We start from the raw sequence: 12,653 nt of genomic DNA on the forward strand, positions 1-12,653 counted from the left end.
CTGACCATGGTCGTCTGCAGAGCCGCGCCACGGGCCATCGTGCTCGTGGCGCTTTTGTATTTCCAGCCCGTATAAAAACACCCTCTGCTCAAACGCATACGGAAAGGAGACCCCGTATCCATGACTCGGTACCTGATCACCAGTGCACTGCCGTACATCAATGGCGTGAAACACCTGGGCAACCTGGCGGGATCGCTCTTGCCTGCAGACGTGTTCGCCCGCTTTCTGAGGCGAGAGGGGGAGGAGGTGTTGTTCATCTGCGCGACCGACGAGCACGGCACCCCCGCCGAACTGTCGGCGCTGGAAGCCGGGCTTCCCGTCGCGGAATATTGCGCCAAGATGCACCGTGTACAGGCTGACATCTACCGGCGTTTCGGGCTTTCGTTCGATCACTTTGGACGCAGCTCGTCGGCCCAAAACCGGGACTTGACACAACACTTCTACGCGAGGTTGAACGAGCACGGGTTCATCGAGGAACGGGTCATCGCGCAGGTGTACTCGCCTGCGGACGGCCGCTTCTTGCCGGACCGCTACGTGATTTGAACGGCCTGTCGGCCGGGCGACGTTTCACGGTGCCACCATACCTGTTTCACCGCATCTCTGACGAAGAGGTTTCCAACCTGAAGCAAAGGTTCTCCGGACAGGCGCACTGAGACTTCATGATGGGCCGTCCCGCCCAAGTGGCGGACGTGACCGCCATACGTTTGGAGCGAGCCAGAAATGTTCAACCTATCCCCGAGCGCGGATTTCCATCCGTCACCACAGCCGCCACACGGCGTCCTTATCTGGTACCGCGCGGGGAGGAAGGCATCTCATGGCAAACGGGAGCGACTACAAACCGTTCATCTCACCCGAGGAGAGGCCGCCGGAACTGACCGTGACGGCCGTCGTCTTGGGCGTTCTCCTGGCCATTGTGTTCGGGGCCGCCAACGCGTATCTCGGCTTGATTATCGGCATGACCATCAGTGCCTCCATTCCGGCGTCGGTCATCTCGATGGCCATCATCCGCGGCCTGCTGCGGAGAAATTCCATTCTCGAGAACAACATCGTCCAGACCATGACCACCGCAGGTGAGGCGCTGGCCTCCGGCGCCATCTTCACCTTGCCGGCGCTGTTTCTGTGGAAAGTCAACCCCGACCTGTTCCGCATCACCCTGGTGGTGTTGACGGGCGGCTTTCTCGGCGTCCTGTTTATGATCCCGCTGCGCCGCATGCTGGTGGTCCGCGAGCACGGCAAACTTCCGTATCCCGAAGGGACCGCGTGCGCCCGCGTCCTGATGGCCGGGGAGGAGGGCGGCCAGCGCGCGTGGCTGGTGTTCAAAGGATTGGGCCTCGGCGCGGTCTTCAAGTTTCTTGAGGACGGCCTCAAGCTGTTCCCGTCCGAGATCTCGACGGGTGTGGCCGGATTGCGCCAGGGCATGATCGGCATGGATACCCTTCCGTCGTTGTTGGGCGTCGGCTTCGTGGTCGGGCCGCGCATCGGCGGATTGATGGCGGCGGGCGGCGTGATCGCGTGGCTCATCCTGATCCCGATGATCGCCTACTTTGGCCAAGGAGCGGGCGTCGTGCCGCCAGGGAGCGATCCCCTGTCCAAGCTGGACGCGTGGGGCATCTGGGACAGCTACATCCGCTACATCGGCGCGGGTGCCGTGGCGGCGGGCGGCATCATCAGCCTGATCCGCACGCTTCCGACCCTGTGGCGGACGCTGGCCGCCACCGCCGCGGCAGCCCGCGACACCGCCGCCGCTACGGCGGACGGGCTGCTTCGCACCGAGCAGGATATCCCCCGCCGGGTGAGCATTCCGCTGGCGGTGGCGATCCTCCTGTTGATCGCGTTTCTGCCTCAGCTGGACGTGGGGATCATCGGGGCCCTCGGCGTGGCCATCGTCGGCTTTCTGTTCGTCACCGTGTCGGCGCGGATCGTAGGCATCGTGGGATCCTCCTCCGATCCGGTCTCCGGCATGACCATCGCCACCCTGCTCATCGTGGCCACCGCGTACCGGGCCGCCGGCTTCACAGGGATGCGGGGGATGGTGGCATCCCTCGTGGTGGGGGCCATCATCTGCACGGCCCTCGCCATAGCGGGCGACATCTCTCAGGACCTGAAAACCGGGTTTCTCGTCGGCGCAACCCCCAGTCGGCAGCAGGCCGCCATGCTCATCGGGACGTTCGCATCCGGCCTGACCATCGGCTGGGTGCTCGTGTTGTTGAACGATGCCTACGGCTTCGGATCGAAGGACCTGCCTGCACCCAAGGCGGTGCTGATGAAGATGATCATCGAAGGCATCATGAACGCCAGCATGCCCTGGGACCTGATCTTCATCGGCGTCGCGATGGCCATCGCCATCGAGCTGTTGGGGGTGGAGGCCCTGCCGGTGGCCGTCGGATTGTATCTACCCGTGCATACCAGCATCCCCGTGCTGCTCGGGGGTCTGGTCCGCTGGTGGGTGACCCGCCCGCGGCGAGACGGGAACGCCGACACCCAGGCCAACATCGCCGAACGGGGCGTCCTGGCCGCGTCCGGCCTCATCGCCGGCGAGTCGCTGCTCGGCATCCTGCTCGCCATCCTGGTCACCGTCAAAATCTCCCTGCCCGCCAATCCCTTGGCCCCCGGGTGGGTGTCGCTCGTCCTGTTTTTGCTCCTCGCCGCGTGGCTCGGGTGGACGGCGGTGCGTGGCCGATCCGCCGATCGATCTGCCGCCCGGTGATATACATTCCCGCCCATTCGCGGTACGATGGGGTGGGAGATGTCACGCGGGAGGGGTGCTTATGAGAGAGCAGGCGATCGCGTTTTTGCAGCGGGTGGTCCGCATCCGGTCCGTCAACCCGCCGGGGGATGAGAAACCCGTGGCGTTGGCGCTGAAGGAGTTGTTTGACGCGCACGGGGTGGAGAACCGGTTGATCGATCTCGGAGACAACCGCGCCAACCTGGTGGCCTGGCTGCGCGGCCAGGGGCCCGCATCGGGGCGGCGCGTGCTGGCACTGTCCGGCCACACCGACGTGGTGCCGCCGGGGCAAGTGCGGTGGCAGCGGGACCCGTTTTCCGGCGACATCGAGAACGGACGGTTGTACGGGCGAGGGGCGAGCGACATGAAGAGCGGCCTCGTCGCGCTGGCGTTCGCCCTCCTCGAGTTGAAGGCGGAAGGAGCCCAGTTGAACGGAGACGTCAAATTTCTCGCATCGGCCGGGGAGGAGGCGGGCGCATTCGGCGCCAAGCACTTCTTCGACAGCGGCGAGATGGAGGGCGTGAGCGCGCTGTTGATCGGCGAATCGACGCGCCACGATGTGGTCATCGCGCACAAAGGCGCCCTCTGGGTCGAGGTGACCTGCTATGGCAAGACCGCGCACGGGTCGACCCCCGACCAGGGCGTCAACGCGATCGTACATATGAATCGTTTCCTCAACGCCCTCTTCGAACGATTTGAGATGGTGTACGAGCCGGACCCGGTGCTCGGCCGCCCGACCTTCAACGTCGCCGTGATTGAGGGCGGCGTGAAGACCAACGTGGTGCCGGACCGGTGCAGTGTGCAGATTGACTTTCGGACCGTGCCAGGGCAGCGGCACGAGGAGATCGTCGCCGGGTTGAACCGCCTGTTGGACGGACTGCACGAGGAGGACGCGGCGTTCCGCGGCGAAGTGCGCGTCTTCAACGATCTGCCGCCGGTGGGCACGAACCCGGACGACCCGTTTGTCCAGACGGTGATCCGATCTGTCCGCGACGTGGTCGGGCGCAATCCTGCGGTACGGGGCATGAACGGATACACCGACGGCGCTGCGTTGGCGCCGCCGTACAAGCCAGTGCCGCTCGTCATTCTAGGCGGCGGCGACGACCACATGGCGCATCAGCCGGACGAATCGGTCGAACTGGAGGCGTTCCTGCAATCCATCGACGTTTACAAAACCGTCATTCGCCGCTACTTGGCGTGAGGAGCGCGACAGGAGGGAAGGCCATGAAGGCGTTTGTGCATTTCGGCGAGCCGGGCCTGGCGGGCACCCGCTTCACCGATGTGCCGGATCCCCAGCCCGGGCCCGGGCAGGTCCGGGTACGGCTGAACACTGCGGGACTCAACCGCCGTGACCTGCGTGTCACGAACCTCGCCAAGCCGGGCGATCCGCTGGTCGTCCTGGGGTCCGACGGCGCCGGCGTGATCGACCAGGTGGGGGAGGGCGTGCCGAACGTACGCGCAGGAGACGAGGTGGTGATCAACCCGAGCCTGAATTGGTTCGAAAATGCCCCGGCGCCGCCGCCGAACCACGAGATCCTCGGTTCTCCCACGAACGGGACGTTCGCCGAGTTCATCGTGATCGACGCGAGACAGGTCGAACCGAAGCCGGCCCACCTCACCTGGGAGGAAGCCGGCGTCCTGCCGCTGGCGGCCCTCACGGCCTACCGCGCCCTGTTCACGCGCGGCCGCGTGCAGGCCGGGCAGACGGTCCTCATTCCGGGAGCAGGCAGCGGCGTCGCCACCTTCTTGGTGCAGTTCGCGAAGGCGGCCGGAGCCCGGGTGGTGGTGACGTCCAGGAGCGAAGAGAAGCGGCGCCGCGCCGAAGCGCTGGGCGCGGACGTGTCGATCCCGACGGAGACCGACTGGCTAGCCGCCTTGGGCGGAGAGAAGGTGGACATCGTGATCGACAGCGTCGGCGCGGCGACGTTCGGCAAGTGCCTGGCGGCCCTGAAGCCGGGCGGCACGCTGGTGACGTTCGGCGCCACGACAGGAGACGATGTCACCATCGACATCCGTTCGTTTTTCTACGGTCAGTTCAATCTCCTCGGCACCACGATGGGCAGCCGGGACGAGTTCCGGGAGATGCTCCGTTTTGTCGCAGAACATCAGATCCATCCGGTGTTAGACCGCGTGTACCCGCTCGCCGACGCAGGCGAGGCGCTGCGCCGGCTGCGAGACGGGGAACAGTTCGGCAAGATCGGCCTTCGTATCGGTTGACGCGCTCACCAACCGTACGGGTACCCACCGTAGGGCGGGTAATACGGATACGGATAAGGCGGCCGGGACGCCGCTGCCCCGAGCAACGAACCGGCGGCGAACGACGCGACGACGGCGAACGGAAAGAAGAGTGGGGCAAAGACCACCGGGCGGGCGTCGACGGGCGGAGTACCTGTGGCGTTCGGCCCCAGGTCCGCCGTCCGGGCGGCGACGCCTGGTTGACCCGCGGCCGGGACCGGTTCGCCAAACGGAATCAGATACATTCCCTTTTTGGTGACGCGGATCAGGATGCCGTGGTAGACCAAGCCGCTGATGTGGTGGATCACCACCGGATGGTGAAGCAACCTCAGGGCAAGTTCATACATCCGTTTCCACACGTGGATCACGTCCCTTCCATATGGCTCGAGCCTGGATTTGCGTGATCTACCGTATGGCACAAGTGCCCCGCCCGCACGGTTCAGCCGCCCATTTTCGCGGCGGATGCGTCTGGGACCGCCCGGAATACGCTTCAATCCCCGATGTGCAGATATGGAAAAACCCGCCGGACCCGTTTGACGCACGAGCCGGCGGGTAGTAACATCAAAGATCGGCAGCGCTTCCAATCTGCCGATATGGACTTTCATAGATTGATTGCGTTTTCTAACTGAGATGTTACCGCATCCGGTGCCGCGCGTCAATGCTTGGGCACCGGCGCGTGGGCGGCACATGGGAGGTTCGGCGGTGAGCGTACCAGAGCAGGAATGGCAACGGGAGCAGCGGCGGGTTGACGACGTCGTCGGGCAGATTCGGAGGCGGGCGGCTGAACTCGAAGCGCATCTCGGAGACGTGCGGGCGGATGTGGTGGAGTTCCGGCGGAATTTTTGGGACGAAGTCACCATCAACTTGAGCAGCTTCGACGATCTCGTGGAAACCCACTTCAGCATCCGGCAGCAGGCGGAGATCTTGGCCGACCGGGAACGCATGCACAGGCAGGGCACCCGGGAATTGAAGATTCTGCGCAAGTTGGCCGATTCCCCGTATTTCGGGCGGATCGACTTCCAGGAAAAAGGGTCGGACCGCACGGAGCCGATTTACATCGGCATCGCGTCGTTCAAGGCGGATGACGACACCTTCCTCGTCTACGATTGGCGCACGCCGATTGCGAGCCTGTACTACGACCACACCCCCGGCCCGGTGTCCTACGAAGCCCCCGGGGGGACCATGGAAGGGACCATGTCGCTCAAGCGCCAGTTTGTGATCCACGACGGCACCATCCGGTTATTGTTCGACGCGAGCGTCACCATCGGCGACGAACTGCTGATGGAAGTGTTGAGCCGTCACGCGGACGCCCACATGCGGAACATCGTCGCCACGATTCAAAAGGAACAGAACCGCATCATCCGGCACGACCGCGGACGGCTGCTGGTGGTGCAGGGAGCGGCAGGCAGCGGCAAGACGTCAGCCGCTCTGCAGCGGGTGGCCTATCTGTTGTACAAGTACCGCAAAACGTTGACGGCGGACGAAATGCTGCTGTTCTCACCGAATCCGCTGTTCAGCAGCTACGTCTCCACCGTGTTGCCCGAGCTGGGAGAGGAAAACATGCGCCAGGCGACGTTCCACGAATACCTGGTGCACCGGCTGGGCCGGCTGTTTGAGGTGGAGAACCCGTTGGACCAACTGGAATACGTCCTCACCCAATCCGGCGCACCGGAACACGCGGTACGGTTGGCAGCCATCCGGTACAAAGGCTCGACGGCATTCCTCCGCCTGATCCGCGCCTACCAGGAATTCCTGCTCCGACAGGGGATGCAGTTCCGGCCCATCCGGCTGGAGGACCGGGTCATCGTGTCAGCGGAGGAGATCAAGCGCCAGTTCTACCAGCCGGGCGCGCCCCGCAGTATGCCGGAGCGGCTCGAGTGGCTGCGGGATTGGCTGCTCAAGCAGGTGACCGCGTTCGCGGAGCGGGAATGGCAGGCGGAGTGGGTCGAACGGGAGGTGGAGGCGCTCGATCCCGCGGATTACCGGAGGGCCTATCAGCAGATGCGCCAGTCTCCGTTCTCCAGTGGTGCGGACGACTACGACCGGCAACGGGAGATGCTCGCACGAATGGTGCTCAGACGTTATCTTCGGCCCATCCGCGCTCGGGTCAAACGGTTCCAGTTCGTGAACCCAACGGCTCTGTACCGGCGACTCTTCCAGGATCCGTCGTTCGCGAAGCGGCTGGCGGGGACCGATGGCCTGCCCGCGGAGTGGCCCGAGATCTGCCAACAGACCTTGAAATACCTGGATCAGCGGATCCTGCCTTACGAAGACGCCACCCCGTACCTGTATCTCAAGGAGTTGGTGCAGGGGGTGCATATGAACACCACAGTACGCCACGTGTTGGTGGATGAGGCGCAGGATTACTCACCGTTCCAATTGGAGTTTCTCAAGCGCCTCTTTCCGCGCGCCCGGATGACCCTTTTGGGCGACCTGAACCAGACCATCTCGCCCTACGGGGGCGCGCTCGGGAACGAGGACGACCTGTTGGAGCTCTATGGCCCGCAGGAGACGGAGGTCATCCGGTTGACGCGGAGTTACCGCTCGACCCGGGAGATCGTCGAGTTCACCCGTGGTATGGTACCGGGCGGAGAAGCGATCGTCCCCTTTGAGCGCACCGGGGAAAGGCCGCAAGTGGTTCAGGCGCTCGATCGCACCTCCCTGCACCGGGCCATCGTCGACGCCGTCCAGAACCTGAAACAATGCGGATGCCAATCCATTGCCGTCATCTGCAAGACCGCGGCGGAGAGTCGGGAGGTGCACGAAGCGCTGGGACCCGGGTTGGGCGCGGTGCTGGTCGACGCGCTGACGCCGGAGTTCGCACCCGGCATTCTGATCTTGCCTTCCTATCTGGCGAAGGGCGTCGAGTTCGACGCCGTGGTCGTGTACGACGCCTCCCAAGAGGCGTACCACACGGAGGGGGACCGGTATCTGTTGTACACCGTGTGCACCCGGGCCATGCATCACCTGTGGATCGGTTGTCTCGGTGCACCCAGCCGGTTCATTCTCGATCAACCCGGCACGACGTACCAGTTGCAACGGGCGGGCGCATGAAGCACGCTTTTTCCATTGCGCAAAATCGCCCGTCCAGGTATATTCTCAGTAAACCGACATGAAAAAATGATTTGGGCGCAGACGTCATGAAGTTTTGTCATACCTTTGCCTTCTGATTCATTCGATGGAGAGAAGAGACCACAGAGGTGAAGCGAATGGCGAAAGTGGTGGGGATCATCGGGGGCATGGGGCCGCTGGCCACCGTGGACCTGATGCGGAAAATCGTCCTCAACACCCCGGTGGAGCGGGATCAGGACCATCTCCACGTGATCGTCGACAACTATCCGCAGATCCCGGACAGGGTGGCGGCCATTCTCGACGGCGGGCCCGATCCCACACCGCATCTCGTCGCATCCGCCCGGCGCCTGGTGGCCGCCGGGGCGGAATTGTTGGCCATCGCTTGCAACACCGCGCATCACTTTTTGCCTGCGCTGGAGGAGGCGGTACCCATCCCGTTCGTCCACATGCCGCGGGAAGTGGCCTGGGCCTTGCAAGGAAGAGGCATCCGCGAGGCGTGGTTACTCGCCAGCACTGCAACGGTGGCCATACGTCTCTACCAGGCGCCGTTGGCCGCGGCCGGGATCGCCACGGTCACGCCGCCGGACACTTTGCAGCAGGTGGTCCAGGAGGGCATTCAGGCCGTGAAGTTGGGGGACCTGAGCCGAGGAGAAGCCCTGTTTCGCCGCGTGATCGATCACGCGGTCCAAAACGGAGCTCAGGCCGTCATCGCGGGATGCACCGAGATCCCGGCCGTCCTCACGCCTGAGCAAGTACCCGTCATGATCGATCCCACGGAACTCCTCGCCCGCGCCATCGTCCGCGAGGCCTTTGGGGGCCGCGAGGCACGGGAGGGGGTGATCCACGACGTCCATCGGGTGTAATCAGGCCTGTCCAGTGTCTTCTACTGGATGTCACAGACGCGTAAAGGCGTTGTCTGCATTGTTTGAGGAGGGGAGTCCATGAGCAAACGCCTGGCGTTGTTCATCTTCGCCGGTCTAGTCCTCGGGGCCATCGTCGGATTGATCTTCCCGAGCTTTGGCGTCGCCATCCAGCCGCTCGGCACCATGTTCATCAACCTGGTGGAAATGGTGATCCTGCCGGTGGTGTTCTTCGCCATCGTCGTCGGAGCGGCGGGTGTCGCCGACATCAAGCGGATGGGCAAGATCGGCCTCAAGACCATCGTCTGGTTCGAAATCATCACCACCGTCATCATCCTGTTGGGCATTGTCCTTGCCGACCTGCTGCAGCCCGGGGCCGGCGTGCAATTGGCCAGTGCGAAAGCGGGCGACATCTCCGTTGCGAAGCAGCAGAAGATCGACATCGTCAACATGATTGTCAACATCCCGCCGAAGAACATCGTCGACGCCTTCCAGAAGGACGCCGTCATCTCGGTCGTGTTCTTCGCCGCGATGCTCGGTTTGGCGATCGCCTCGGTAAAAGAGAAGGGCAAAGTGGTCCTGCAGGTCTTCGAGGGCCTGATGCAGGCGTCGTTCACGTTGATCCGCTGGGTGATGCACGCGGCCCCGGTGGGCGTGTTCGCGCTGGCGGCGTACGCGGCCGGAAAGTATGGGTACAAGGTGTTCCTCCCGTTGGCGAAGGTGATCCTGGTCACCTACCTTGGGCTCGCCATCGTGGTGTTCGTTTTGTTCCCGCTGGTCTGCAGGTTGGTGCTCAAGGTGCCGTTTTTCAAGGTCTTCTGGGGCGTCGTCGACCTGTTCCTGATCGCGTTTTCTTCGACGAGCTCGGAGGTCGTCTTGCCGCAGTTGATTGAGTTCGCGGAGCGGATCGGCGTCCCGCGCTCCATCGCGGCCTTCGTCATCCCGCTCGGCATCTCCTGGAATGCGGACGGGACCAGCTTGTACCTGTCGGTGGGGAGCCTGTTCGTCGCGCAGGTGGCCGGCCTGCACCTGACGTTGGGGCAGCAGATCACCATGATCCTCATCTTAATTGTCACCTCGAAGGGCATCGCGGGCGTCCCGATGGCCGGGCTCGTGGTGCTCCTGACGACCGCGACGGCCTTCGGGCTGCCGATTCAAGGCGTCGCCCTGTTGGCCGCGGTCGACCGGGTGATGGACATGGCGCGCACAGGCGTCAACGTGTTTGGCCACTCCGTGGCGGCCATCGCCGTCGCCAAGTGGGAACGAGAACTCGACACTGGCAAACTGGCCGCCTACATCGCATCCACGGGCAAGGCCGCTTCCGCAGGAGAAGGCGGGAGGGCGGTCTGACCGGCAGCACGTTCGCGCCCGTCTGGCGAATGGCGTGTCCATCCCAGGCGGGCGTTTTTTTTGGGGTGTCCCGCCAGGAATTTTTATCCTGTTTGTCGAATAGAGTCCGTAGGATGAAAGGGGCACCCTCCCTCGCTTGGTCGGGGGAGGTGGCGGATCGCCCTGTACACGGAAGCGTCGGCACGGATGGACCGAAGGCGTGAGGGAATACGGATGGAGGGGAGAGGGAAGTTGTGCGTCTGATCACCTCCTACCTTCCTGCTGGCGCACATTGGAGACCGACGAGGATGGCGGCAACCTCCACGTCGAGCCGGAGCCGGCCTTCGATTCGATCCCGGAGGCGCAACCGGCACACACCGTGATCAGCCATCTGGCGCAGACGCCCGATCTCACCACCGAGATCGCATTCACCTCCGACACCGTGCAGGCCTGAAGAGACAGAGCCAGCCATTTGGTGAACCGGTTTTTCGTCCCCGGCAGCTCGGCCCACGAAAAGGAATCGCGGATGGTGAGCGAGATCACCGCCGCGGCCGGCGGGTCCAACGTCACCATCGACGCCGGCATCCGCAGCCTGACGTGGACGCGCGTGCAGATACACGGTGACTCGGCGACCGTGAGCGGGGCCGGGGACGTGTGGGCGTCGTATGCACAGTGGAGATCCAGCGGATACGTCCCCGCATCACCGCACAACCTGGTGGACTTTCAAGTCACCCTGCAGCACACAGCTGACGGCGCGTGGAAGGTCTCCGATCTGCAGTGGCGTTTCGCACCGGGCAGTGAACCTTGACCGATCCCGAATGGACGCAGGGGCACTCGAACTTGTAAGAAGGAAGTTTGCTGCAGCCGGGCGGAAATGCACTTCCCAAATCATGTCCGCAAGGAGAGACCCGATGTCCCAGTTACGCATTGCGTTGTTGCAGTTACTACCTGAAAGTGCGGATGAAAGGACGAATTTGAATCGGGCTGACTGGGCGTGCAGAACCGCGAAGGACCGGGGCGCGGACATCGCGTTGTTCCCGGAGATGTGGAATATTGGATACGCGCCACCATTTCCCGAGGCCTGGAATGATCCCTGGCGCCCTGATAAAGAACAGGAACGCACGGCTTGGAAGTTGCGCGCAGTGGACGAAGGACACCCGTATATTCAACATTTTGTTCAACTTGCGCGCGACTTGGAGATGGCGATTGCCATCACCTACTTGGAACGTTGGCCAGAGGCTCCGCGCAACACGATGCTGCTCATTGATCGGACTGGAAGTCCGGTGCTGAAGTATGCCAAAGTGCATACGTGCGATTTTTCAATGGAGGCCCTGTGCACACCGGGAACAGACTTCCCGGTCTGTGAGCTCGACACGGCATCCGGCCCTGTCCGTGTGGGGGCCATGATTTGCTATGACCGAGAGTTCCCCGAAAGCGCACGTATTCTGATGTTGAATGGAGCGGAAATCATTCTGGTACCTAATGCATGCGAAATGAACGATATACGCTTGCGGCAGCTGTCCGTCCGTGCATTCGAAAATATGGTCGGTGTGGCCATGGCGAACTACGCAGGGGTGGGGTGGGGAAGATCCGCCGCGTACCATCCGTGTGTATTTGATGAGCAGGGACGCACCGTCGATCCTTTGGTCATCGAAGCGGATGAAAGTGAAGGGGTATGGATCGCGGAGTTTGACTTAGCAGGGTTGCGAAGATATCGAGAACGGGAAGCGTGGGGAAATGCCTATCGAAAGCCACGTGCGTATGCTGCATTGGTGGACCAGAAAGTGGAACCTCCATTCCTGCGGCCTGACGCTCGGCGTTAAGCATGATTGTGTGTTATCCTTCTTGCAATATTGCAATTGCATGTGGTTTCGTAGAACGGTTGCCGAGTTGCCGAATGGAAAGGAGATTGGTTGAACTGTCAAAAATCACGACGTTTCTCATGTTCGACGGTCAGGCTGAAGAAGCCATGAAATTCTATACTTCAGTATTTGAGGAATCCCAAATCAATCACATCATTCATTCTGAAGATGGGAAAGTATTACATGCAACGTTCACACTAAAGGGACAAACCTTTATGTGCATCGATAGCAACGTCAAACATGATTTTACGTTCACTCCTTCCATGTCCCTGTTTGTGACGTGCGATACGGAGAAGGAGATAGACAAACTTTTCGAGAAGTTATCTGAAGGCGGGCAGGTTCTGATGCCGTTAACCCCTTCGCCAGTGAGTCAAAAATTTGGGTGGGTTACCGATAAATTCGGTGTTTCATGGCAGTTAAACCTCGCCAAGAGCCAGTGAGCTACACTTCCTTGGCATGACTGATGTTTTCCTGACCATAATCGCGATATATTGGGACCGGTGCGACCACGCCACCTGCAGAGCTGGATTCGAACCAGGGATCGACGTGGGCTACGGATGAAAAGTGCAA

General features: G+C 62.3%; 13 protein-coding genes. 12 read left to right on the forward strand and 1 reads right to left on the reverse strand.

Translation table 11 applies throughout. The annotated features are described in order from the left end of the window. Window positions 1-120: 120 nt before the first annotated feature. The 5 genes from N687_RS0102570 (at window position 121) to N687_RS0102585 (ending at window position 4,942) form a co-directional block, all read left to right on the forward strand. The gene (locus N687_RS0102570; RefSeq protein ID WP_029420371.1) at window positions 121-543 is read left to right on the forward strand and encodes a class I tRNA ligase family protein; all 423 of its coding nucleotides are present in this window, start codon (window positions 121-123) and stop codon (window positions 541-543) included. Between the two features lie 29 nt (window positions 544-572). Further along, window positions 573-653, forward strand: a complete 81-nt coding sequence (locus tag N687_RS25375) for a hypothetical protein (protein ID WP_419670148.1) — start codon at window positions 573-575, stop codon at window positions 651-653. 161 nt (window positions 654-814) lie between these two features. Next, window positions 815-2,707 carry an OPT family oligopeptide transporter gene (locus tag N687_RS0102575; protein WP_029420372.1) on the forward strand — a complete coding sequence of 631 codons (1,893 nt, stop codon included), beginning with the start codon at window positions 815-817 and terminating at the stop codon, window positions 2,705-2,707. Between the two features lie 61 nt (window positions 2,708-2,768). Further along, on the forward strand, window positions 2,769-3,926 hold the full coding sequence (locus tag N687_RS0102580) for a M20 family metallopeptidase (protein WP_029420373.1): 1,158 nt from the start codon (window positions 2,769-2,771) through the stop codon (window positions 3,924-3,926). A 23-nt stretch (window positions 3,927-3,949) separates the two neighbouring features. Continuing rightward, window positions 3,950-4,942, forward strand: a complete 993-nt coding sequence (locus N687_RS0102585; RefSeq protein WP_029420374.1) for a zinc-binding dehydrogenase — start codon at window positions 3,950-3,952, stop codon at window positions 4,940-4,942. Window positions 4,943-4,947: 5 nt separating this feature from the next. Here N687_RS0102585 and N687_RS0102590 read toward each other — a convergent pair whose 3' ends face one another. Then, entirely contained in the window at window positions 4,948-5,319 is a 372-nt protein-coding gene (locus tag N687_RS0102590) for a hypothetical protein (RefSeq protein WP_029420375.1), read from the reverse strand. Between the two features lie 343 nt (window positions 5,320-5,662). On the opposite strand from N687_RS0102590, the gene helD reads away from it, so the two are divergent. From helD to N687_RS0102625, 7 genes are all read left to right on the forward strand, one after another. Further along, a complete protein-coding gene (gene helD, locus N687_RS0102595) occupies window positions 5,663-8,014 on the forward strand; it encodes an RNA polymerase recycling motor HelD (protein WP_035462027.1) in 2,352 nt (783 codons plus the stop codon). Between the two features lie 155 nt (window positions 8,015-8,169). Further along, the gene (locus N687_RS0102600; protein ID WP_029420377.1) at window positions 8,170-8,895 is read left to right on the forward strand and encodes an aspartate/glutamate racemase family protein; all 726 of its coding nucleotides are present in this window, start codon (window positions 8,170-8,172) and stop codon (window positions 8,893-8,895) included. 78 nt (window positions 8,896-8,973) lie between these two features. Continuing rightward, window positions 8,974-10,242 (forward strand): dicarboxylate/amino acid:cation symporter, encoded by a 1,269-nt coding sequence (locus N687_RS0102605; protein ID WP_081841096.1) that lies wholly within the window; start codon window positions 8,974-8,976, stop codon window positions 10,240-10,242. 271 nt (window positions 10,243-10,513) lie between these two features. Continuing rightward, a complete protein-coding gene (locus N687_RS23650; protein ID WP_156040011.1) occupies window positions 10,514-10,675 on the forward strand; it encodes a hypothetical protein in 162 nt (53 codons plus the stop codon). 75 nt (window positions 10,676-10,750) lie between these two features. After that, window positions 10,751-11,029: a hypothetical protein gene (locus N687_RS0102615; RefSeq protein WP_156040012.1), complete on the forward strand. Its 279-nt coding sequence runs from the start codon at window positions 10,751-10,753 to the stop codon at window positions 11,027-11,029. A gap of 103 nt (window positions 11,030-11,132) precedes the next feature. Further along, a complete protein-coding gene (locus tag N687_RS0102620; protein WP_029420380.1) occupies window positions 11,133-12,044 on the forward strand; it encodes a carbon-nitrogen hydrolase family protein in 912 nt (303 codons plus the stop codon). 74 nt (window positions 12,045-12,118) lie between these two features. After that, a complete protein-coding gene (locus N687_RS0102625) occupies window positions 12,119-12,523 on the forward strand; it encodes a VOC family protein (RefSeq protein WP_029420381.1) in 405 nt (134 codons plus the stop codon). The last annotated feature ends 130 nt before the right edge of the window (window positions 12,524-12,653 follow it).

The sequence above is a fragment of the Alicyclobacillus macrosporangiidus CPP55 genome (assembly GCF_000702485.1).
Classification (GTDB): Bacteria; Bacillota; Bacilli; order Alicyclobacillales; family Alicyclobacillaceae; genus Alicyclobacillus_H; species Alicyclobacillus_H macrosporangiidus_B.